Raw genomic sequence first — 20945 nt, forward strand, 5'->3', positions numbered from 1 at the left:
ATCCGAGACGCTAGTATCGTTCTATGAGACAGCATAGCGGCATCGGCGTCCTCGACAAAGCAGTGGCGGTGTTGTACGCCGTCGCCGAGCACCCCTGCGGTCTCAACGACTTGTGCGCCCGCACCGGGCTGCCCCGCGCGACCGCGCATCGCCTCGCCGTCGGCCTGGAAGTGCATCGCCTGTTGGCGCGCGACAACAGCGGCATGTGGCGGCCGGGCCCGGCACTCGCCGAGCTGGCCGCAGGCGCCACAGATCCGCTGCTGGAGGCCGCGGCGGCGATCCTGCCCCGGCTACGCGAGATCACCGGCGAAAGCGTCCAGCTGTACCGCCAGGACGGCAATGCGCGGGTCTGCATCGCGGCCCTCGAACCACCGGTCGGGCTGCGCGACACCGTGCCCGTCGGCGCGCGGCTGCCGTTGACCGCGGGTTCGGCCGCGAAAGTCCTGCTCGCCTGGGCCGATCCCGAGTTGCAGCGGTCCATCCTCGCCGACGCCGTGTTCGGCGAACGCGCGCTGACCGAGGTGCGCAAGCGCGGCTGGGCCCAGAGCGCGGCAGAGCGGGCATCCGGCGTGGCCAGCGTGTCCGCACCCGTCCGCGACGCCACCGGGACCGTTGTCGCCGCCGTCTCGGTATCCGGACCCATCGACCGGATGGGCCGCAGGCCCGGAGCGCGCTGGGCGGCGGACCTGGTCGCGGCGGCGGAGGCGCTACACAAGCGCCTATAACACGTTCTAGAAACGACTCTCTAGAGTGAGCGAATGGGAGTCAATCAACGGGCACAGATCGTCATGTCCGACACCGAGATCACCGAGTTCCTGGAACGCAGCCGCATCGCGACGCTGGCGACCATCGGCGCCAAGGGCACACCGCACCTGACCGCCATGTGGTACGCGCTCATCGACGGTGAACTGTGGTTCGAGACGAAGACGAAATCGCAGAAAGCGGTCAACCTGCGCCGCGACCCGCGCATCACCTGCATGGTCGAGGCAGGCCAGACCTACGACCAGCTGCGTGGCGTCTCGATCGAAGGGCACGCCGAAATCGTCGACGACCCCGACAAGCTGTACGCGGTCGGTGTCAGCGTGTGGGAACGCTACACCGGCCCCTACAGCGAAGAAGTCCGGCCGATGGTCGAAACCATGCTGCACAAGCGCACCGCCATCCGCGTCGTCCCCGACCGGATCCGCAGCTGGGATCACCGCAAGCTCGGCCTCCCCCAGCTCCCGCTCGGCGGAACCACCGCCGCCCCACTCGACTGAGCTGCTCCGACACCGAGCCTGCCCGAGTTCGGTAGTAAGCGAACGCGCACCGATATCGAACTGACATCGCGCGCCGCGCCGACTAACGTCGAACCGTTCGACACGAATCGGCCGGGCACCGCCGCCCGCAAGGGCGTGCGCCGCACGGCCGCGACGACGAGGAGCAGGCGATGGCGGATAGTTCCAACGGCTCAGGCAGTCCCGAAGCCTCGAGCGCCGAAGAGGTGAAGCGCAAGTTCAAGGAGGCGCTGGAGCGGAAGAACCAGAACAGCGCCCGAACCGCCGACCACCTCGACGGCCGTTCCAAGGCCTCCGCAACCCACGGCAACGCCAGCCACAAGCGCGAGTTCCGGCGCAAGAGCGGGTAGCTCGTCGGACGAGAAAGGCCCTCCGGTCGATGACCGGGGGGCCTTCGCTGTGTGTGGGTCGAATCCGGTGCTCAGCGGGCTTGTGAGGGGTGCGGGAGACGGTGTCCACTAGTTGGGACGTGCCGGCGGACAGTGGATCGCCAGCGGGCGATCAGGGGGCGATCCGGAACGGCTCACGATCGGCGGTGGACCGTCGAACGGTGAGCTGCCGGCGGCGGACCTTCAATGGGCGCACTTGCGGCGGTAGACCTTCAATGGCAGACCTGCAGCACTCGACTTCCAGCGGTGTTCCTGCAGCGCTAGACCTTCAGCGGTGAACCTGCAGCACCAGACCACCAACGGTGAACCTGTAGCGCGAGATCACCGACTGCGGAACGCCAGTGGTAAACCTGCAGCGCGAGACCGCCAACAGCAGACAATCAAAAGAGCTGCACGAGTCAATTTTGGAGGTCTACATCCACGAGAGGCCTACGGCCCCTTAGCGACGCGCGCGCTGCGCGCGCAGCGCCGCAGCCCGGGGGTCCGGGGGCGAAGCCCGCCGGGTGGGGCGTGGGGCTTCGCCCCCACAAAACACTGCGAAACAGAACAAGGCTCATGCTCTCGATGAGCATGAGCCTTGCATTCTGTGTAGCCCCGACGGGATTCGAACCCGCGCTACCGCCTTGAGAGGGCGGCGTCCTAGGCCGCTAGACGACGGGGCCAGGACTGCTTCTCGTTGGCACGAGGAGCACCTTGGTGATCTTTCGATCGGGAGGCTCGGCAAGCTTAACCGGCCGAGGCCCGGCGAACCAAATCGCCGGTTGCTGTTCTGATTTCGGCCGCGCACCGATCTCGACAACATTCTCCGCTGGGGTACCAGGACTCGAACCTAGAATGGCTGAACCAGAATCAGCTGTGTTGCCAATTACACCATACCCCAATGACCTGGTGATTCAGCCTCGCAGTCTGGCTGACTGTGAGGCCGCGTTCCGGGCCGAGAAGAAGACTACCAAACGGCTACCGGTTAACTACAAATCGCCTGGTCAAAGCCATATTTTCCGCTCTGTGGACAGTTTTCAGGGCTGCGCGGTCCACTCCTGCGCTGAGCGCAGTCGCGCGAGTGTGAGGTCGCGGCCGAGTAGTTCGAGCGACTCGTACAGTGGCGGGCTGATGTGCGATCCGGTCACTGCGACGCGCACCGGCGCGAATGCCTTGCGCGGCTTGAGCCCTAGTTCGTCTATCAGCGCGGTTTTGAGCGCTTCTTCGATGGCCGGGGTGGACCACTGCGTCAGTGGCTCCAGCGCGGTAATAGCGGATTGCAATACCGGAGTTGCGTCTGCGCCGAGATTCTTTGCTCCCGCAGTGGGGTCGATCGCAAATTGTTCGGCGGGCGCCAACAAGAAACGCAACAGTTCCCAGGCATCCGACAACACGACGATCCGAGTCTGCACCAGATCGGCCGCTGCGGCGAACACCTTGTCATCGATTTCGGCGCCGATATGTCCGTGTACGGTCAGGTACTCGCGCAGCCGGTTGCTGAAATCGGCAGGCTCCAGCAATCGGATGTGCTCCGCGTTGAGGGCATCTGCCTTCTTCTGATCGAATCGGGCCGGATTCGAATTTACTTTCGATATGTCGAACGCCGCGACCATCTCCGCCATGCTGAACAGGTCGTGGTCGTCGGCGATGCTCCAACCGAGTAGTGCCAGGTAATTCAGCAAACCTTCAGGGATGAATCCGCGATCGCGATGCGCGAACAGATTCGACTCCGGATCGCGCTTGGACAACTTCTTGTTGCCCTGGCCCATGACGAAGGGCAGGTGGCCGAACTCCGGCGTGAAGTCCGCAACACCGATTCGGCGCAGCGCGGCATACAGTGCGAGCTGGCGCGGGGTCGAGGAAAGCAGATCTTCGCCGCGCAACACATGGGTGATCTTCATCAATGCGTCGTCGACCGGGTTTACCAGCGTATACAGCGGATCGCCGGTGCCGCGGGTGAGCGCGAAGTCGGGCACCGTACCTGCCTTGAAGGTGGTCTCGCCGCGCACGAGGTCGTGCCAGGTGAGGTCTTCGTCGGGCATCCGGAGCCGAATCACCGCGGGGCGTCCGGCATCTCGGTATGCCGCGATCTGCTCGGCGGTGAGATCTCGGTCATAGTTGTCGTAGCCGAGCTTGGGATCCCGTCCGGCGGCGCGGTGCCTGGCTTCCACTTCCTCAGGCGTGGAGAAGGATTCGTAGGCTTCGCCAGCCTCCAGCAAACGCCGGACGACATCCAGATGCAGGTCCTTGCGCAGCGACTGGCGGTACGGCTCGTAGGGGCCGCCGACCTCGGGGCCCTCGTCCCAGGTGAGGCCGAGCCAGCGCAGCGCGTCGAGCAGCGCGCGGTAGGACTCCTCGGAATCCCGTGCCGCGTCGGTGTCTTCGATGCGGAAGACGAATTTTCCACCGTGGTGTCTGGCATAGGCCCAGTTGAACAGCGCCGTCCGGATCAGGCCGACGTGCGGCGTTCCGGTCGGTGACGGGCAGAAGCGGACCCGTACTTCAGTCATGGCTCTCTTTCGCTAGCTGATCGTTTCGAGTGACCTGCAAGCAGTCACTAGCGGTGTTTGGCGGCAACAGGATTGATCAGGGTTCCGATGCCCTCCACGGTCACAGACACCTGCTGTCCGGCCTGGACCGGGCCGACGCCCTCGGGCGTTCCGGTGAGGATGACATCGCCGGGCAGCAGCGTCATCACGGTGGTGACCCACTCGATGAGCTTCGGAATGTCGTGCAGCAGAAGTGAAGTGCGGCTGCGCTGGCGCACCTCGCTGTCGAGCTCGGTGACGATCTCCAGATCCGATGGATCCAAGGAGGTTTCGATCCACGGTCCGAGCGGACAGAAGGTGTCGTAGCCCTTGCCGCGCGTCCACTGCCCGTCGTGGCGCTGCTGGTCGCGGGCGGTCACGTCGTTGGCGACGGTGTAGCCGAGCACCACGTCGAGCGCGCGGGCCGCGGGCACGTCCTTGCACGGCCTGCCGATGACCACCGCGAGCTCGCCCTCGTAGTCGACCTGAGAGGAGCTGGGCGGCAGGATGATCGGGGCGTTCGGCCCGATGATCGAAGTATTCGGCTTGAGGAAGATCACCGGGTCTTCCGGTGCGGGCCCGCCCATTTCGGCTGCGTGCGCCGCGTAGTTCTTGCCGATGCAGACCACCTTGCTCGCCAGGATCGGCGCGAGCAGGCGCACATCGGCCAACGGCCAGCTCCGCCCGGTGAACGTCGGCGTACCGAACGGATGTTCCGCGATTTCCTTCGCGATGCTGTCGCTTCCCTCCCCTTCGATGCTGACGAACGCGACCCCATCGGGACTGGCAACTCGACCTAGACGCATGCCGGGCAGTCTATCGACCCGCTTCCACCTGCTCGAACGCGCCCGACCGGGCGGTCAGTACGGCCGATGCCGCCGACTACCGCCAGCGGTGAGAGATCCGACAACCAGGTCGTAGTATCCGCGTACTCGCAGGGTGTAGCGTGAGTCTCGTTGTTCATTCATTGGGATATGGATCCCATATAATGAGATTCCGAGGTGAGGCCGATGACCACCGTGACGCAGATGCACGAGGTACGACGGTGGTCCATGCTCGGCCTCGGCGTCTTCGCGCAAGCCGCGAGCGCGGTCTTCGTGCACGGCGTCGCCTTCCTGTTGCCCGCACTCACCGATCGCGGGATGTCACTGGCGGCAGCGGGTCTGCTGGTGGCGATGCCGACCGTCGGGCTGGTGTGCACGCTGATCGGGTGGGGCTACGTGGTCGATCGGATCGGCGAGCGAAAAGTCCTGATCGGCGGGCCGCTGCTGATGCTCGCGGCGGGTGCCGCGGCGGCAGCCAGCACGAACGACATCGCCCTCGGCACACTGCTGTTCCTCGGCGGCGTCGGCGCGGCGAGCACCAACGGGGCGAGCGGTCGCGTCATCGTCGGCTGGTTCCCGCCACAGCGACGCGGGCTGGCGATGGGGATCCGGCAGACCGCGCAGCCGCTCGGCGTCGCCGTCGCGGCGCTGGCCGTGCCCGCCGTCGCCGCGACATACGGTGTGCCCGCGGCCATTCTGGTGCCTGCGGCGATGGCAGGCCTCGCCGCCATCGGCTGTCTGATCGGGATCGTCGACCCACCGCGGCCGACGGCAACCACGGATGCGATGTTGCGCGCCAACCCTTATCGCGGCGACGGCACGCTGTGGCGGATCCACGCCGTGTCTGTGCTGCTGGTCATACCGCAGGGCGTGGTGTGGACTTTCGCACTCTTGTGGTTGCATCGTGACGTCGGCTGGTCGTTGGCCGCCGCGGGGATTCTGGTGACCGGAACCCAGATCTTGGGCGCCGCAGGACGAATCGGCGCAGGCGCGTGGTCGGACCGGGTCGGCAGCAGGCTCGGTCCGTTGCGCACGGTCGCCATTGCCGCCGTGCTGTCGATGGCCGCCTTGGCGCTGACAGCGTGGGCCCACATGTGGTGGGCGGCAATTCCATTGCTGGTCGCCGCGTCGGTGATCACGGTCTCCGACAACGGTCTCGCCTTCACCGCGGTCGCCGAGCTCGCCGGGCCGTACTGGAGCGGCCGCGGCCTCGGCATCCAGAACACCGGCCAGAATCTGGCAATGGCCGCGGTGCCGCCCGCGTTCGGAGCACTCATTGCCACAAGCGGTTTCGCCGCCGCGTATCTCGTGGCAGCGGGGCTTGCGGTGGCCGCAGTCCCGCTGGTGCCGACCGGTCGACGCAGCGAATAGCCGTCCAGCCCTGACGGATTGGTGTCCGCCCCCACCGCCGGGGCGGGCACCGATTTGTCGCAAAACGCACCTTTCGGCAGCACGCCCGATCGGTCACTGTTCGGAAGCATGCCGCGACCAGCATCGGAAGCGCCGGGAGCACCTCGGGGACAACATCTTTCACTCGACCGACCGGTTCGGCCCGCCGCACACCGCGATGTCGCCGACCCGCGATGCCGAATTGAACCAGCACTCCCTCGCGCTCGTTGATACCGCAGTACCCCCGGTACCGATGTCGTATTTAGCGACATCACGTCGCCAAGTGCTACCGTAGAGAAAGCAAGTTGCTATCAATACCAGGAGTGCGATGCCGAGGATCGACGCGCCGACTGTCGCCCAACACCGCGCGAACCAGGAGCGCGCCCTACTCGATGCTGCGCGAATGGTGTTGCTCCAGAACGGCCCGCACGCGGTGACGCCCGCATTGGTCGGTGCCGCCGCAGGACTCGCACGCAGCAGCGTCTACAAGTACTTCCGGTCCGGCGACGAAATCCTGGCCAGGATCGTGGCCGACGCGTTGGCGGATTGGGGTGAGCGCGTCCACGATACGGTCGAACGCGCCGAAACGCCCGCCGGCCGCGTCGAGGCCTATGTGCGAACCACCCTGGCGCTGGCCGCCTCCGGCGCCCACCGCATCGCAGTCCTCGGCAGCACCCTTCCGCGCGACGAGTCCGCCCGGCGCGACCTCGCCCACGCACACCACGATCTGGCCGCCCCGTTACGCGCGGCGCTCAACGATCTCGGCACGCCGAACCCCGAGCTGACCGCCGATCTGATCGACGGCGCACTCGGTCGCGCCATCGACCGCATCGATTCCGGCCACGCCGACGCCGACATCGTCCCGGAGACAGTGACTTTCGTCCGCCGCGCCGTCGGCATCACCCAGCGACCGATTCGCCAACGCGGCAAGGCCTGACCCGCCTGCCCAGCAGCACACCAGCTTTCGCGAAAAAACGTGCAAGCCCCGTATCCGAACAACCGTCGGACACGGGGCTTGTCGAGTAAATCAGGTCAGACGATGGCGGCGATGCGGTCGCCGACCTCCACCGTCGACGCGGCGCCCGAGCGAGCGGCGAGGTCCTTCGCGACGGCGGACTCGATACGGCCGGCGGCCTCGGCGTTGCCGAGATGGTTGAGCAGCAACGAGACCGAGAGAATCGCGGCGGTCGGATCCGCCTTGGACTGACCCGCGATATCGGGGGCACTGCCATGCACCGGCTCGAACATGCTCGGGTTGACGCCCGACGCATCGATGTTCCCGCTGGCGGCCAGGCCGATACCACCGCTGACGGCGGCGGCGAGGTCGGTGATGATGTCGCCGAACAGGTTGTCGGTGACGATCACGTCGAACCGGCCCGGATCGTTCACCATATGGATGGTCGCCGCATCGATGTGCTGGTAAGCCGTTGCCACATCCGGGAATTCGGCGGCGACCTCGTCGACGGTGCGCTGCCACAACGAACCGGCGAAGGTGAGCACATTGGTCTTGTGCACCAACGTCAGGTGCTTGCGCCGCGCCTGCGCCTTCGCGAAGGCGTAGCGCACCACCCGCTCGATGCCGAAGCGGGTGTTGGTGCTGACCTCGGTCGCCACCTCGTGCGGGGTCTCGACCCGGATCGCGCCACCGGTGCCGGTGTAGGGACCCTCGGTGCCTTCACGAACCACCACGAAGTCGATGTCCGGGGTGCCTGCCAGCGGGCTGACGACGCCGGGAAACAGCTTGGACGGCCGCAGATTCACGTGATGATCCAGCGCGAACCTGGTGCGCAGCAGCAGCCCGCGCTCGAGCACACCGCTCGGCACCGACGGATCACCGATCGCGCCGAGCAGGATCGCGTCGTGCTGCTTCAGCTCCGGCAGCACGGATTCCGGCAGGATCTCGCCGGTCGCGTGATAGCGCTTGGCGCCGAGGTCGTACTCCGTCTTCGCGACGCCGGGCACGACCACGTCGAGCACCTTGAGCGCCTCGGCGATGACCTCGGGCCCGATACCGTCGCCGGGGATGACAGCAAGCTTCATTGCGATGCTCCGTTGTTCAACGCCGGATGCGCCCGACCGGGTCGCATCCGGCGAACGCGATCAGAACAGGTCGACGACGACAACCTTGGCGGCACCGACGGATTCGGCGAGCGCGGACTGCACGTCGGCGGGGACGTCGCGGTTGACGCGCAGGATCACCGTCGCGCCTTCCTTGTCGACATCCTGGCTCAGCTGGGCGGCAAGGATGTCGATCCCGACCTCACCGAGCTTGGTGCCGATCTTGCCGAGCGCGCCGGGCTTGTCCTCGTAGTTCAGCACGGCGACGTTCACGCCCTCGGCGCGCATGTCGTAGTTGCGGCCGTTGATGTTGACGATCTTCTGCACCTGCGACGGCTCGGTGAGCGTGCCTGCCACATTCAGGGTGCGGCCGTCACCGAACACGGCGCGCAGGTCGACGACGCTGCGGTGGCTCGGGCTCTCCGGCGCGGTGTTCACAGTGGCGGCGATGCCGCGGTCCTTGGCGAGCGCGGGGGCGTTCACGAAGGTGACCTGGTCCTCGACCAGCGCGGAGAACACGCCGCGCAGCGCCGAAAGTTCCAGCACCGCAACGTCGTGCGCGGCCAGCTCGCCGCGCACCAGCACCTCGACGCTGACCGGCAGCTCGTTGGACAGCGCACCGAGCAGCGCACCCTGCTTGCGCACGATGTCCAACCACGGGGCGACGTCGTCGTCGACGCTGCCGCCGGTGACGTTCACCGCGCCCGGCACGAATTCACCGGCGAGCGCGAGCAATACGGACTTGGCGACGTCGGTGCCCGCCCGGTCCTGCGCCTCGGCGGTGGACGCGCCGAGGTGCGGGGTCACCACGACCTGCGGCAGCTCGAAAAGCGGGCTGTCGGTGCACGGTTCGGTCTCGAACACGTCGAGGCCTGCGGCGCGCACGTGGCCGGAGGTGATGGCGTCGGCCAGCGCCTGCTCGTCGACGAGTCCGCCGCGCGCGGCGTTGACGATGATGACGCCGGGCTTGGTCTTGGCGATGGCTTCTTTGCCGATGATGCCCTTGGTCTCCGGCGTTTTCGGCAGGTGCACCGAGATCAGGTCGGCGCGCTCGAGCAGTTCGTCGAGGGAGAGCAGCTCGATGCCGAGCTGTGCGGCGCGGGCGGGCGACACGTAGGGGTCGTACGCGACGATCTTGGTTTCGAAGGCGGCGAGGCGCGCGGCGAACAGCTGGCCGATGCGGCCGAGGCCGACGACGCCGACGGTCTTGCCGAAGATCTCGACACCGTTGAACTTGCTGCGCTGCCAGGTGTGTTCACGCAGGGTGGCGTCGGCGGCCGGGATCTGGCGCGCGGCGGCGAGCAGCAGCGTGACGGCGTGCTCGGCGGCGGTGTGGATGTTGGAGGTCGGCGCGTTGACGACCATGACGCCGCGCTCGGTGGCCGCGGGCACATCGACGTTGTCGAGGCCGACGCCTGCCCTCGCAACGATCTTCAGGTTCTTGCCTGCTTCCAGGACCTCGGCATCCACCGTTGTCGCGGAGCGCACGAGTAGTGCGTCGGCGTCGGGCACGGCGGCGAGCAGAGCCGGACGGTCGGGACCGTCGACCCACCGAACCTCGACTCCGTCACCGAGCGCGTCGACGGTCGACTGGGCAAGCTTGTCGGCGATCAGGACAACAGGACGGCCTTGGCTCACTGTGGAGTACTCCTGGGGAAAGGGGTCGGTAATTACCGCCGATCAGCTTAGTGGGCGCGATTTCGGCGCTACCTACCACCCGGTAGGCGGGCGTCGTCAGTCGCGTCGGATCGGGCGCGTCCGGCGTGCCGAGCGCGACCCCCGCCGACGCGGAGGGCCCCACACCACTCGGGTGCGGGGCCCTCTCCGGATCGCGCGCGGTCGGCGCGAATCCCGGTCGATCAATCGACCATCACGTTAATTCAGCGGCCGCCGAAGGATCCCGTCCACAGGGTGTTGACGATTCCGTGGAGAGCGGCACCGAAGGTGTCCAGGAAGCCGTTGAAGGCAGCGCTGCCGGTGTCGATGATAACGGGGATCATTGAAATACCTCTTCGTTGAAAGACAATCCAGTCGTACTGGCTGACACAAGGCACATCGGCGGTCGAACAAAAGCGGTTACGAAATTCCGCCATTTAGTGACGCAGGTTACAGTCACATCACGAAGAACACCTGGTCAGATGACCATTTGGTGCATAAGCCCTGAGAGTCGAGGTCTTGACCATCGCGTTCGCACTCACAGGCCACGTGCGCAAGGTGTCCACTCGGCAAACATAAAGATCGCCTAAGAAATGCTTGAGGGCACGTTGAGAGAATGTTCCGACACTGCTCAGATCCGGGCATATGAGACGTATGGGACAGGACTCGATAACGCGGCCGAGAGCGCTCGAATTCCTCATAACATCGCCAGGAAGAAACCACCGGTGAGATACATGAATACCCCGGTCAATCGCCGAATAACCAGTAGTTCAGGCGGCGAGAAAGCTGGCGGACAATAGCGCCCACCATTCCAAGCATGAGCGGTCAAGCGACCGCGGCGACCGCCTGCGAGAACGCACGCACCTGTGCGGTCTCCCGGTTGCGATGCCACACCAAGCCGAGCCGCGAGTGCGCAAGCCCGGTCACCGGGACGAAGGTGACCTCGGGCCGCTCATGGAAGTGGGCGGTCGGATGGCACAGCAGCATCGCGCCCCGATCGGCCGCGACCAACCCGATCCCTTCCTCCAGCGTGCCGATGCCAGGCCCCGCCGAGATCGGCAGGCCGCCGGGGGTCACGTCGAGTGCCTGTGCCCGCCGCCAGTACTCGGGTGCAGGCCCGCGCACGCCGATCAACGAGACCTCGGCGAGGTCCTCCGGCGACACGCTGGCCCGCCGCGCCAGCGGATGCGAGCTGTGCACCGCGAGCAGCTGTGGCTGCTCCGAAAAGACCTGTCCCAGTACGAGATCGCTCTCCCCCATCGGCAGCAGCACGACCACGATGTCGACCTCGCCGCGATGCACGGGACCGAACGGATCGGACAGCGGAATCTCGACCAATTCCGCAGTGCTGTAGGGGAATCGGCGATCGAACTGCAGACAGGCGTCGGTCAGCAACCGGCTCGGCGCACCCTGCACACCGACGCGCAGCGCACCGTCCATCCCGCGCGCGGCGGCCCGCACGCCGTCCACCGTTGCGCGCAGCGCCGCATACGCCGGTTCCAACTTCGCCACGAAGTCCTGGCCGAGCGGCGTGAGCGCGACCTTGCGACTGGACCGTTCGACGAGCCGACCACCGACCCGCCGCTCCAACGCACTCAGCAATTGGCTCACCCGGCTCTGCGACACGAACAGCCGTTCGCCGGCGCGCCCGAAGTGCAGCTCCTCCGCCAGCACGAGGAATGCCTCCAGCTCACGCACCTCAAGGCTGCCCATTGCTTCCTCCACCGTCGATGAGTCCAGCTCATAGAACGATGAGAGCTTCGCCGTTGTTTCCGGGCTCGTCGATCACTTGGCTGGAGTCATGACTCAGGTGCGCGCAATCACGGATACTCCACCGGCAGAACAGGGTTCGGCGCTGCGCGGATGGCTGGGCGTCGGTGCTGTGACGGGGGCAACATTCACGGTCGTCACCTCGGAGATGCTGCCGGTCGGGTTGCTCACGCCGATCAGCGACGCGTTGCGGGTCACCGAGGGCGCCGCAGGGCTGTCCATGACGGTCGCCGGGCTGGTCGCGGCGCTCTCCGCGCCGCTGCTCACTGCCGCGCTGGGGCGCACCGACCGCAGGATCGTGTTGTGCGGGCTGCTCGCGGTGTTGATCCTCGGCAATCTCGGCGCGGCGTGGGCGCCGAACTTCGCCGTGATGATGGGGGCCAGGGTGCTGGTCGGCGTCGGGATCGGCGGGGTGTGGGCGATCGCGCCGAGCCTGGCGGCGCGGCTGGTGCCTGCGAAGTCGGTCGGCGCCGCCACCGCACTGGTGTTCAGCGGCGTCGCGGTGGCCTCGGTGATCGGCATTCCCGCGGGGACATACATCGGCGCGCTCGTCGGGTGGCGTGCCGCATTTCTCATCGCGGCCGGCCTCGCGCTGGTGGTGCTGATCGCACTCGCGGCGTTGCTGCCGACACTGAGCGCCACGCGGGCCGCACCGCTGCGCGCGGTACTCGGATTGACGCGGGAACCCCGGTTCCGCACCGCGTTGCTAGTGGTCGCGTTCCTGGTGACCGGGCACTTCGCCGCCTACACCTACATCCGTCCGCTACTGGAGAAGGTGACCGGCGTCGGCGCGAGCACCATCGGCACCGTGCTGCTGGTGTACGGAATCGCCGGTGTCCTCGGCAATTTCGGTGCGGGCTCGCTGGCAGTGCGTAACCCGCGCCGGACGCTGTTGACGATCAGCGCGCCGTTGGCCGTTGCCGTGCTGCTGATTCCGGCGCTCGGTGGTTCCCTCTGGCTGGCGGTGACGTTGATGGTGGTGTGGGGCCTGTCCTACGGCGGCGTCTCGGTGACCACGCAGAATTGGGTGTTCGTCGCCGCGCCCGATGCGCGTGAGGGCGCGTCCTCGCTCTATGCGGGTGTCTTCAACGCCGCGATCGCGGTGGGCGCGTTGTTCGGTGGGCGCACGGCGGACGCGTTCGGCGTCACCTCGGCGATGTGGCTCGGCGGCGCGCTCGTGCTGATCGCGCTGGCCGTCGGCGCCTTCGGCCGCGCACCTGAACAGCGCGGATAGGCCGAAAACGGGATGCGGCGAGGCACTTCGGGCGCATAGCATCGCCGTCATGTCCCTGCGCGCCATCCCCGCCTCGATGGACCCGACCGTGGTCGGGTCCATCGACGACGAGCTGGATCGGATCGAACGAGAAGAGCGCGTCTCGGTGCGGCTCGCCATCGAAAGCGGCAGCCGGGCTTGGGGTTTCCCGTCACCCGACTCGGACTACGACTGCCGGTTCGTCTACGTCGCGAGCCTGGACACCTACCTGTCGCCCTGGCGCACCCGCGACGTGATCGAGACGCCGTTGACCGGCCTGCTCGACGTCAACGGCTGGGACCTCGCCAAGGCGTTGCGGCTGCTGGTCGCCGGCAACGCCGTGCTCATCGAGTGGCTGATGTCGCCGATCGTGTACCGCGGCGACCCGCGGTTCCGAGATGACCTGCGCGCGTTGGCCGATGAGGTCGCCGACCGCAACCGGGTGGCGCGGCACTACCTGCATCTCGGCGCGAAGCAGTGGGAGTTGTTCGACCGCAACCGATCACTGAAGAAGGTGTTCTATTCGCTGCGTCCTGCGATGGCTTTGCGCTGGCTGCGGGAGCATCCCGGTGTTGCGGTTGCCCCGATGCACCTGCCGACGCTGCTTGCCCAGTGCGAGCTGCCCTCGGATCTCGTTGCGGCCGTTGCCGAGTTGACCGAGCTCAAGTCGCGGACCCGCGAAATGGGCAGCGGGACAGTACCTGCCCCGATCGTCACGTTCCTGAAGGCCGAATTCGCCATGGCCGCAGACGCTTTCCCGAAGACGGCCGAGCCAGACCTGGCCTACGCGAGGGCACGGACAGCGGAGTTCTTCCGTAACGAGGCCGGCTAGGCCCTGGTCACTCGGCGACGGCCGCCGCATAGGCCTGCGCCAACTGTTCAGTGGCCGTCGGCCGATCCGGGTCGGTGCGGGGGATGCCGAGGTGGGACTCGCGGAGTTCGTCCATGAACTCCGCCCACAATGCTGGTCCGCCCGCCTCGAGCAACTCTGCCCGCACCCGCAGCCGGGTGGTGGTCGGCCGATGCCGCAGCCCCCACGAACCGAGCGCCGCCATGATCGGCACCAGCTGAATGGCAGGCTCGGTCAGCCGGTACTCCGCCTTTTGGCCGGGCCTGGTGTCTTCCCTGCTCAGCAGTCCGGCCGCGACCAGCCGCTTGAGCCGGTCGGACAGGATGTTCGTGGCGATCCCCTCTTCCGAGCCGGCGAGCAGCTCACGGAAGTAGCGGTGATTGCCGAACATCACGTCACGCAGCACCAGCAGGGTCCACCGATCGCCGATCACCTCGATCGTCGCGTTGATCGGGCAACCCGAACGTCCATGGTCGCGCATCCACCGCTCCTTCGTCGCGAGAAACTTCCGCCTACTGCTTGCAATATACAACCAGTTGCCTCTAATCTGATGCGCAAGCGATTGCAAAATGCAAGCAGTAGAGAGAAAGGCGCCATCAAGCCGAAGCTCATCGTCCGAAACCTGTCGATCTCGCTGGACGGCTACATCGCAGGCCCGAACCAAGGTCCCGACAACCCGCTCGGCGAAGGCGGTGAAAGCTTGCACGAGTGGTGTTTCGCGACGAAGACCTGGCACGGATACGTGGGCACCGAGGGCGGTGTCACCGGCGTAGACGACGACTTCATGGCCGCGGGTGACGTCGGGATCGGCGCAACCATCATGGGCCGCAACATGTTCGGGCCGATCCGTGGGCCGTGGCAGGACGAGGAATGGCAGGGCTGGTGGGGCGACAACCCGCCGTACCACCACGACACGTTCGTGCTGACCCACCACGAGCGGCCGTCACTGCCGATGCAGGGCGGCACCACGTTTCATTTCGTGAACGACACTCCAGAGGCGGTGCTGCAGCAGGCATTCAAGGCCGCAGACGGCAAGGATGTCCGGCTCGGCGGCGGCTCGGCCACGGTGCGGCAGTTTCTGCGTGCGGGATTGGTGGACGAGATGCACCTGGCTGTCGTGCCACTTCTGCTCGGCGGCGGCGCCCGCCTCTACGACGACCTCGGCACGCTGCCCGGCTACACGATCTCGTCGGTGGTCCGCTCCCCCGCGGTCACCCACCTGCGCTTCACCCGCACCGCATAGTCCCCGAAAACGGGAAAAGCCCCGCACCATGCCGGTGTGGGGCTTTCCAAGAAAGCTTGGGAGCGATCAGATCAGAGGACGCGGACGTCCTGCGCCTGCGGGCCCTTCTGACCCTGGCCGATCTCGAACTCCACGCGCTGCCCCTCGTCGAGGGACCGGAAACCCGAGCCGCTAACGGCCGAGTAGTGCACGAAGACGTCGGGGCCTCCGCCGTCTTGCGCGATGAAGCCGAAGCCCTTCTCGCTGTTGAACCACTTAACTACACCCTGAGCCATTTCATACCTTCTGTAGACGAGCCAGATTCTGGCAAATGGAATGCCCTGGTCTCGTAGATCAACGATGCCATGATCCGACGAATTCAGCCACCAAAAGCCCCGCCAACTGTGAGCAAGCCAACGCTTGTCAGGGCCTTCGAACCTCACCTCCCATGCTCTGACAGGCGCTGATCCGGGAAAACCACCCGAAACAGACGCTCAGACAGCTGAGATTCTTGCCAAGCGCGCTCGCGCTCCCCCTCCGACGAATAGGCCTGCGCCGCCTTCACCGCATAGGTCGCCGCATGCACGGCGTGCGCGCAAAGATGGGCGGTGGCCGCCGCGTGCCCGGCCGAGCGCGCGGCATAGGCGCTCGCGTCCTTTCCCAACCGAGCCGACTCGTGTGCGTCGAAGGCCGCCATCCGCGCTTCCCCCACGCTCAGCGCGCCATGAGCCCAGGCCCGGACAGCCTCGATCGCCGTGCGCGGTCGTGTGTCGTCGGGCCGGTCGCGTTCGAACAGCGCAAGCACGTGCTCCGCGCAGGCGGCCGCCCACAGCGCGAGCGCGGCGTGATCGCCGTGGTCGGTGGTCACCGGACCGCTCTGATCGCCTCGGTCCGCACGGGCGTTCTCCTTCTCGGCGAGCACTCGCTGTCGCTCGACCGCTACCAGTTGGCTTGTGCCGCATGGCCATCGCTACCAGCGCACTAAGTCATCCTACGACTTTCCGGCGGGACGCGCAGCAGTGGTTTTCTGTCAAAGTTCCCGCCCGAGGTAGCGCACCTGTCGCGGCTTCGCCTCGTCGTAGCCGGTGCGGCCGGACAGGTGTGCGGGGACGCCGACCTCCCACCAGGCGCCCGCCTCCGTCCAGGACGACGGCTGGGTGCGCACCACCAGCACGGCAGGCCGGGACTCGCGGACCGCGAGGTCCCGCGCGCGGGCGTAGGCCTCGCGCACCTCGTCGAGGTCGGTGGCGGTGACGACGGCGCAGCCCAGTGCGCGGGCATTGGCGGCGAAGTCCACCCGCGGCGGCTCGGCGTGGGTGGTGCGGCAGTCGGCGTAGAAGTTGTTGAACGGCGCACCGCCTTGGCCTTCTTGCAGGCGCGCGATCACCGCGTAGCCGTCGTTGTCGCAGACCACCGCGACAAACGGGTGACCGGCGAAGGCGGCCGAGAACAGTTCGGAGTTCAGCATCAGATACGAGCCGTCGCCGAGCATCGTGGTGACCAGGCCGTCGGTATGGGCCATGGCCGCGCCCCAGGCGCCTGCGAGTTCATAACCCATGCAGGAGAATCCGTATTCGACGTCCATGGTCGGCGTGCCACCGGTGGCGCGCCAGCCGCCGACGAGTTCGCCGGGCATGCCGCCCGACGCGGTCATCACATAGTCGTTCGGCCCGCTGAGGTCATTGACGATGCCGACGACCTGGGCGTAGGTGGGAGTGCCCGGGGTGTGGGCGCGCAGTTTGTCGATGTGCGCGTCCCAGGTGCTGCGCTGGGCCGAGGCGCGGGCGGTCCATTCGGCGTCGGCGCGCCACGGCGGGAGGTGGTCGGTCAGGTCGCGGATCGTCGCGTCCGCGTCGCCGACTATCGCAAGAGCGCCGTGCTTGACCGCGTCGAATCGCGCGGTGTTGACGGTGATCAGGCGAACGTCGGCGGGAAAGACGGTCCACGAGGCCGTGGTGAAGTCTTGCAGTCGGGTGCCGACCGCGAGCACCAGGTCGGCTTCGGCGGCCATCACGTTCGCCGACGTCGAGCCCGTGACGCCGAGCGGGCCCGCGTTGAGCGGGTGTTCGTGCGGAACCAAGGTGCGGCCCGCGGTGGTCTCGACAACCGGAATGCCGTGGCGTTCCGCGAATTCCAAAGCCGTCCGGCCCGCGCCGGAGTAGCGGACGCCGCCGCCGAGCACCAGCAGCGGCCTGGTGGAGGTGCGTAGTGCCGCGGCGGCGTCTTCGAGTGAACGTTTGTCCGGCCTGGGGCGCAGGACGCGGTGGACTACCGGTTCGAACAGCGCGTCCGGGAAATCGTAGGTCTCGGCCTGCACGTCCTGCGGCAGGGCGAGGGTCACCGGGCCCGCCTCGGCCGGATCGGTGAGCACTCGAACTGCTTGCGGGAGTGTGGAAATCAGCTGTTCTGGCCGGGTGATTCGGTCGAAGTAGCGGCTCACCGCGCGGAAGGCGTCGTTGACTGTCGCGGTCGCGTCACCGAAATGCTCCACCTGCTGGAGCACCGGATCGGGGGCGCGGGTGGTGAAGGTGTCACCCGGAAGCAGCAGCAGCGGAAGGCGATTCGCGTGTGCGACGCCGGCGGCGGTCACCATGTTCAGCGCGCCGGGGCCGATCGAGGAGGTGGCGACGCCGACCTGTCGTCGATGAGTCGCCTTCGCGTACCCGACGGCGGCCAAGGCCATGCCCTGCTCGGTATGCCCACGCCAGACCGGGATCTCGTCGCGCCGCTCCTGCAGGGCGGTGCCGAGACCGAGCACGTTGCCATGCCCGAAGATGCCGAAAACAGCAGGGAACAACGGCACTTCGCGGCCGTCGATGGTCTCCGAGCGCTGGGCGATCAGCCAAGCCACCAGCGCCTGCGCCGCGGTGAGTTTCATCCGATCCGTCCTTCGTGATTGGTGACCGGGCAACGCGGATCGGGAGTTTCGTCGTCCCAGCTGCCGCGCACCCAGCTGTGCGCCGGGTCGTCGCAGAAGGCCATCGAGCGCTCCGGCGCGGGGCCCGCCAGCACGTTCAGGTAGTACATCGGATAGCCCGGCGCGGCGATGCACGGCCCGTGATAGCCCTGCGGGACCAGGAAGACGTCGCCGTCGCGCACCGCGACGTTCTCGTCGAGCGCGCCGTCGGCGGTGTAGGTCCGGTGCATGCCGAAACCCTCGCGGGACGGGGTGATTCCGTCGCGGCCCGCGATACGGAAGTAGTAGATCTCCTCGTTGACGACCTCGCAGTCGCTCGCCGTGTCGTGCTTGTGCGGCGGGTAGGACGACCAGTTGCCGTCCGGGGTGATCAGCTCGCAGGCATTGAGTTTGTCGGCGTGGTCCCAGACACCGGGGACGCCGAAGTTGGTGACCTGGCGGGTGGCTCGGCCCGCACCTCGGGTGTCGACCGGAACCTGGTCGGCGGGGCCGTATTTGGGCGCGAGGCGGTTCGTGCAGCGGGCCATGGGGAGTGCGAGTTCCAGGTCACCGGTCGCAGTGAGCTCGACCTCGGCGTCGCGGGGGACGTAGGCGAAGTCGGTGACGCGGGTGAATACCGAGTCCCGGCCGGACAATTCGAAGGTCATGCCGTCCACGCGGACCGTGCATGCGCCGGCGAGGGGCAGGACGAAGGCTTCGAACTCGCCGGTGTGGATGGTCCGGGTTGTTCCGGCCCGCAGGGTCAGTACCCGCAGGCCGGTGTAGGTCCAGCCCGCGTCCTCCGGGGTGAGCCGAATCGGATCGTCGTGCTCGCTAAGGGTTCCGTGTGGTCGGTGCAGTTTCATCGGGCCCCGTCCTGGGCCGGCGCGTGGCAGCTCATCGAGCCTCGCTCAGCATTGTGGCCGCAGCATCCACTGCGGCGGCGACGTCGCCGTCCGGCGGATAGAGCAGGGTGCGGCCGACGACCAAACCGCGAACCACCTCGTGGCCGAGGGCGCCGTCCCAGAACGCAAGGTCGGCTGTCGGGTCGCCAGAGGGGGCACCGCCGAGCACCACGACCGGCAGGGTCGTCGCGTCGAGGACGGAAACATCTTGTGGGGCTGGGATTTTCAGCCACGTGTAGGCAGAGGTGACACCCAGGCCGGACGCCACCGTGATGGCGCGTGACAGCGACGGCGCATCCTTGCTCATGACCAAGGTGCCGGATTCGTCGCGGTGATACGGCAACGGCTCGACCATCGCCATCAAGCCGTTCGCCGCGAGTTCGGAGACCGCTTGCGCGCAGGCCTGCAGGGTCGGGACCGTGCCTGCGTCGGAATCGACCAGGCGCAGCAGCATTTTGCCGCCGTCCAGGCGGAAGCGGGCGAGCGAGTCCGCGTCGTAGCCGGTGAAGCGGTCGTCGATCTCCCATTCGGCGCCTGCCAGGCCGCCGCGGTTCATCGAGCCGATGACGACCTTGTCGTCCAGCGCGTCCAGCAGCAGCAGTTCCTCGACCACGTCGGGTGAGCCGAGTACGCCGTCCACGTCCGGGTGGGCCAGCGCGATCAGCAGCCGCTCCAGCAGGGTGCGACGGTCCGCCATCGCGGTCAGGTCGGAGCCGACGCCGAGGGCGCCGCGGGCCGGGTGGTCCGCGGCGACCAGGAACAGGGTCTCCTTGTCCGCCAACAGGTTCGGGCGGCGCACGCGTTTCGCGTATGCCCGCTCGACCGCCGCAGGGTCCGTCGCGCGGACACGTAGCAGTTCACGCCAGCGTTCGTCGGTCAAATACACCGCTGTGCCTCCCATTGCACCAGCTCCTCCCATTGCACCAGCTCCTCCACCTGCACCAGCTCCTCCAGTTTCGCGTTCGCTCTTCGCTTCAGCGACACAGCAATTCCTCGATCTCGGCATCCGTCGGCATCGCGTCTGCACAGGCCAGCCGGGACGCCACCAGCGCGCCTGCGGCATTGGCGTAAGTGGCGATGCGATGCGGCTCCCAGTCCGACAGCAGGCCGTGGATCAGTGCGCCGCCGAAACCGTCACCGGCGCCGAGCCCGCAGACCACGTCGACTCGGCACGGCGGGACCGTCCAGCGTTCGTATTCGGTGGCGACGAGGACACCCTCGGCGCCGCGCTTGATCACCGCGAGGCGCACACCGCGCGCCAGCAGCCGATCGGCGGCCGCGTCGGGATCGGCGGTGCCGACGGCTACTTGGACCTCGGTGCGGTTGCCGACGACGACGTTGACGTGATCGACCATCCAGCCGATCTCGGCGCGGGCGGTCTCGACATCCGGCCAGAACATCGGCCGGTAGTCGAGATCGAGCACGGTGTGTCCGCGCCTGGCCCGGCGTTCGAGGATGGTTCGCTGGGTGGCGCGGCCCGGCTCGGCGCTCACCCCCGTGCCCGTAACCCACAGCAGCGGAACCGCATCCACCAGATCCCACGGGACCTCGTCCTCGGTGAGGGTGAGGTCGGGTGCGATCGGCGCCCGGTAGAACAGCAGTGGCGGATCGGCGGGTGGGTTCAGCTCACAGAAGACCACCGGCGTCAGCAGATCCGGCGCAGTGGTCACGAACTGCGCGTCGACACCGAAGTCCGCCAACGCTGTTCGCACGTAGTCGCCGAAGCCGTCCGGCCCGACCTTGGTCAGCACCGCGCTGCGGCGGCCGAGCCGGGCCGCCGCCACCGCGACATTGGTTGCGGTGCCGCCGAGGGATTTCGCGAACGACTGAACCTCGGCAAGCCCGACGCCGCTCTGCTGCGGGTACAGATCAACACCGACCCGGCCGATCGTCAGCGCTTCCACGTCGGTCATCGCAACGCCTCTCGTCGCTTCCACGGGCTTGATCGTC

Annotated in this window: 21 protein-coding genes and 2 tRNA genes; 8 read left to right on the forward strand and 15 right to left on the reverse strand. The window is 67.2% G+C overall.

Annotated features, from left to right (window positions below):
• Window positions 1-23 precede the first annotated feature (23 nt).
• The 3 genes from ACGFNJ_RS29040 (at window position 24) to ACGFNJ_RS29050 (ending at window position 1627) form a co-directional block, all read left to right on the forward strand.
• On the forward strand, window positions 24-725 hold the full coding sequence (locus ACGFNJ_RS29040; RefSeq protein ID WP_069163853.1) for an IclR family transcriptional regulator: 702 nt from the start codon (window positions 24-26) through the stop codon (window positions 723-725).
• A gap of 33 nt (window positions 726-758) precedes the next feature.
• A complete protein-coding gene (locus tag ACGFNJ_RS29045) occupies window positions 759-1259 on the forward strand; it encodes a pyridoxamine 5'-phosphate oxidase family protein (RefSeq protein ID WP_393454919.1) in 501 nt (166 codons plus the stop codon).
• Between the two features lie 170 nt (window positions 1260-1429).
• Complete coding sequence (locus ACGFNJ_RS29050) at window positions 1430-1627, forward strand: DUF5302 domain-containing protein (RefSeq protein ID WP_393454922.1); 198 nt, start codon at window positions 1430-1432, stop codon at window positions 1625-1627.
• Window positions 1628-2255: 628 nt separating this feature from the next.
• On the opposite strand, the gene ACGFNJ_RS29055 is transcribed toward ACGFNJ_RS29050, so the two are convergent.
• The 4 genes from ACGFNJ_RS29055 to ACGFNJ_RS29070 form a co-directional block, all read right to left on the reverse strand.
• Window positions 2256-2328: transfer RNA gene (locus tag ACGFNJ_RS29055), tRNA-Glu, on the reverse strand.
• Between the two features lie 146 nt (window positions 2329-2474).
• Window positions 2475-2546: transfer RNA gene (locus ACGFNJ_RS29060), tRNA-Gln, on the reverse strand.
• A 136-nt stretch (window positions 2547-2682) separates the two neighbouring features.
• On the reverse strand, window positions 2683-4155 hold the full coding sequence (gene gltX / locus ACGFNJ_RS29065) for a glutamate--tRNA ligase (protein WP_393454925.1): 1473 nt from the start codon (window positions 4153-4155) through the stop codon (window positions 2683-2685).
• A 47-nt stretch (window positions 4156-4202) separates the two neighbouring features.
• Entirely contained in the window at window positions 4203-4979 is a 777-nt protein-coding gene (locus ACGFNJ_RS29070; RefSeq protein ID WP_393454928.1) for a fumarylacetoacetate hydrolase family protein, read from the reverse strand.
• 204 nt (window positions 4980-5183) lie between these two features.
• Here ACGFNJ_RS29070 and ACGFNJ_RS29075 point away from each other — a divergent pair, with 204 nt between their 5' ends.
• Window positions 5184-6368 (forward strand): MFS transporter, encoded by a 1185-nt coding sequence (locus ACGFNJ_RS29075; RefSeq protein WP_393454931.1) that lies wholly within the window; start codon window positions 5184-5186, stop codon window positions 6366-6368.
• Between the two features lie 346 nt (window positions 6369-6714).
• Window positions 6715-7323, forward strand: a complete 609-nt coding sequence (locus ACGFNJ_RS29080; RefSeq protein WP_393454934.1) for a TetR/AcrR family transcriptional regulator — start codon at window positions 6715-6717, stop codon at window positions 7321-7323.
• 95 nt (window positions 7324-7418) lie between these two features.
• On the opposite strand, the gene ACGFNJ_RS29085 is transcribed toward ACGFNJ_RS29080, so the two are convergent.
• From ACGFNJ_RS29085 to ACGFNJ_RS29100, 4 genes are all read right to left on the reverse strand, one after another.
• Window positions 7419-8426, reverse strand: coding sequence for a 3-isopropylmalate dehydrogenase (locus ACGFNJ_RS29085; protein WP_393454937.1), 1008 nt, complete (start codon window positions 8424-8426; stop codon window positions 7419-7421).
• A 60-nt stretch (window positions 8427-8486) separates the two neighbouring features.
• The gene (serA, locus tag ACGFNJ_RS29090) at window positions 8487-10082 is read right to left on the reverse strand and encodes a phosphoglycerate dehydrogenase (protein WP_393454940.1); all 1596 of its coding nucleotides are present in this window, start codon (window positions 10080-10082) and stop codon (window positions 8487-8489) included.
• Window positions 10083-10324: 242 nt separating this feature from the next.
• A complete protein-coding gene (locus ACGFNJ_RS29095; protein WP_393454943.1) occupies window positions 10325-10537 on the reverse strand; it encodes a hypothetical protein in 213 nt (70 codons plus the stop codon).
• A 388-nt stretch (window positions 10538-10925) separates the two neighbouring features.
• Window positions 10926-11813, reverse strand: a complete 888-nt coding sequence (locus ACGFNJ_RS29100) for a LysR family transcriptional regulator (RefSeq protein ID WP_393454946.1) — start codon at window positions 11811-11813, stop codon at window positions 10926-10928.
• A gap of 88 nt (window positions 11814-11901) precedes the next feature.
• On the opposite strand from ACGFNJ_RS29100, the gene ACGFNJ_RS29105 reads away from it, so the two are divergent.
• Window positions 11902-13104: an MFS transporter gene (locus tag ACGFNJ_RS29105; protein ID WP_393454949.1), complete on the forward strand. Its 1203-nt coding sequence runs from the start codon at window positions 11902-11904 to the stop codon at window positions 13102-13104.
• Between the two features lie 49 nt (window positions 13105-13153).
• A complete protein-coding gene (locus ACGFNJ_RS29110) occupies window positions 13154-13954 on the forward strand; it encodes a DNA polymerase beta superfamily protein (RefSeq protein WP_393454952.1) in 801 nt (266 codons plus the stop codon).
• Between the two features lie 7 nt (window positions 13955-13961).
• On the opposite strand, the gene ACGFNJ_RS29115 is transcribed toward ACGFNJ_RS29110, so the two are convergent.
• Window positions 13962-14453 (reverse strand): winged helix-turn-helix transcriptional regulator, encoded by a 492-nt coding sequence (locus ACGFNJ_RS29115; protein WP_393454955.1) that lies wholly within the window; start codon window positions 14451-14453, stop codon window positions 13962-13964.
• 69 nt (window positions 14454-14522) lie between these two features.
• Here ACGFNJ_RS29115 and ACGFNJ_RS29120 point away from each other — a divergent pair, with 69 nt between their 5' ends.
• Window positions 14523-15215 (forward strand): dihydrofolate reductase family protein, encoded by a 693-nt coding sequence (locus ACGFNJ_RS29120; protein WP_393454958.1) that lies wholly within the window; start codon window positions 14523-14525, stop codon window positions 15213-15215.
• A 71-nt stretch (window positions 15216-15286) separates the two neighbouring features.
• Here the strand turns inward: ACGFNJ_RS29120 and ACGFNJ_RS29125 are convergent, their stop codons facing one another.
• The 6 genes from ACGFNJ_RS29125 to iolC all read right to left on the reverse strand — a co-directional run bounded on the left by ACGFNJ_RS29125 (window position 15287) and on the right by iolC (window position 20908).
• A complete protein-coding gene (locus ACGFNJ_RS29125) occupies window positions 15287-15490 on the reverse strand; it encodes a cold-shock protein (protein ID WP_040708909.1) in 204 nt (67 codons plus the stop codon).
• Window positions 15491-15633: 143 nt separating this feature from the next.
• Entirely contained in the window at window positions 15634-16116 is a 483-nt protein-coding gene (locus ACGFNJ_RS29130) for a putative immunity protein (RefSeq protein ID WP_393454962.1), read from the reverse strand.
• Window positions 16117-16224: 108 nt separating this feature from the next.
• A complete protein-coding gene (gene iolD, locus ACGFNJ_RS29135) occupies window positions 16225-18072 on the reverse strand; it encodes a 3D-(3,5/4)-trihydroxycyclohexane-1,2-dione acylhydrolase (decyclizing) (RefSeq protein ID WP_393454965.1) in 1848 nt (615 codons plus the stop codon).
• Complete coding sequence (gene iolB / locus ACGFNJ_RS29140) at window positions 18069-18956, reverse strand: 5-deoxy-glucuronate isomerase (protein ID WP_393454968.1); 888 nt, start codon at window positions 18954-18956, stop codon at window positions 18069-18071. Before iolB ends, iolD begins: the two co-directional genes overlap by 4 nt.
• A 31-nt stretch (window positions 18957-18987) precedes the next feature.
• Window positions 18988-19896, reverse strand: coding sequence for an aldolase (locus ACGFNJ_RS29145; protein WP_393454971.1), 909 nt, complete (start codon window positions 19894-19896; stop codon window positions 18988-18990).
• A gap of 73 nt (window positions 19897-19969) precedes the next feature.
• Entirely contained in the window at window positions 19970-20908 is a 939-nt protein-coding gene (gene iolC, locus ACGFNJ_RS29150) for a 5-dehydro-2-deoxygluconokinase (RefSeq protein ID WP_393454974.1), read from the reverse strand.
• Window positions 20909-20945: the final 37 nt, after the last annotated feature.

The sequence above is a fragment of the Nocardia sp. NPDC049149 genome (assembly GCF_043197455.1).
Lineage (GTDB): Bacteria > Actinomycetota > Actinomycetes > Mycobacteriales > Mycobacteriaceae > Nocardia.

Excerpts from the sequence above, each read along its gene's own strand:
- ACGFNJ_RS29045 (WP_393454919.1), top strand. The coding sequence starts at position 759 with ATGGGAGTCAATCAACGGGCACAGATCGTCATGTCCGACACCGAGATC.
- ACGFNJ_RS29075 (WP_393454931.1), top strand. The coding sequence starts at position 5,184 with ATGACCACCGTGACGCAGATGCACGAGGTACGACGGTGGTCCATGCTC.
- ACGFNJ_RS29085 (WP_393454937.1), bottom strand. The coding sequence starts at position 8,426 with ATGAAGCTTGCTGTCATCCCCGGCGACGGTATCGGGCCCGAGGTCATC.
- ACGFNJ_RS29040 (WP_069163853.1), top strand. The coding sequence starts at position 24 with ATGAGACAGCATAGCGGCATCGGCGTCCTCGACAAAGCAGTGGCGGTG.
- ACGFNJ_RS29105 (WP_393454949.1), top strand. The coding sequence starts at position 11,902 with ATGACTCAGGTGCGCGCAATCACGGATACTCCACCGGCAGAACAGGGT.
- iolD (WP_393454965.1), bottom strand. The coding sequence starts at position 18,072 with ATGAAACTCACCGCGGCGCAGGCGCTGGTGGCTTGGCTGATCGCCCAG.
- iolC (WP_393454974.1), bottom strand. The coding sequence starts at position 20,908 with ATGACCGACGTGGAAGCGCTGACGATCGGCCGGGTCGGTGTTGATCTG.
- gltX (WP_393454925.1), bottom strand. The coding sequence starts at position 4,155 with ATGACTGAAGTACGGGTCCGCTTCTGCCCGTCACCGACCGGAACGCCG.
- ACGFNJ_RS29100 (WP_393454946.1), bottom strand. The coding sequence starts at position 11,813 with ATGGGCAGCCTTGAGGTGCGTGAGCTGGAGGCATTCCTCGTGCTGGCG.
- ACGFNJ_RS29120 (WP_393454958.1), top strand. The coding sequence starts at position 14,523 with ATGCGCAAGCGATTGCAAAATGCAAGCAGTAGAGAGAAAGGCGCCATC.
- iolB (WP_393454968.1), bottom strand. The coding sequence starts at position 18,956 with ATGAAACTGCACCGACCACACGGAACCCTTAGCGAGCACGACGATCCG.
- ACGFNJ_RS29125 (WP_040708909.1), bottom strand. The coding sequence starts at position 15,490 with ATGGCTCAGGGTGTAGTTAAGTGGTTCAACAGCGAGAAGGGCTTCGGC.
- ACGFNJ_RS29115 (WP_393454955.1), bottom strand. The coding sequence starts at position 14,453 with ATGCGCGACCATGGACGTTCGGGTTGCCCGATCAACGCGACGATCGAG.
- ACGFNJ_RS29110 (WP_393454952.1), top strand. The coding sequence starts at position 13,154 with ATGTCCCTGCGCGCCATCCCCGCCTCGATGGACCCGACCGTGGTCGGG.
- ACGFNJ_RS29050 (WP_393454922.1), top strand. The coding sequence starts at position 1,430 with ATGGCGGATAGTTCCAACGGCTCAGGCAGTCCCGAAGCCTCGAGCGCC.
- ACGFNJ_RS29145 (WP_393454971.1), bottom strand. The coding sequence starts at position 19,896 with ATGGGAGGCACAGCGGTGTATTTGACCGACGAACGCTGGCGTGAACTG.
- ACGFNJ_RS29070 (WP_393454928.1), bottom strand. The coding sequence starts at position 4,979 with ATGCGTCTAGGTCGAGTTGCCAGTCCCGATGGGGTCGCGTTCGTCAGC.
- ACGFNJ_RS29095 (WP_393454943.1), bottom strand. The coding sequence starts at position 10,537 with ATGGCGGAATTTCGTAACCGCTTTTGTTCGACCGCCGATGTGCCTTGT.
- ACGFNJ_RS29080 (WP_393454934.1), top strand. The coding sequence starts at position 6,715 with ATGCCGAGGATCGACGCGCCGACTGTCGCCCAACACCGCGCGAACCAG.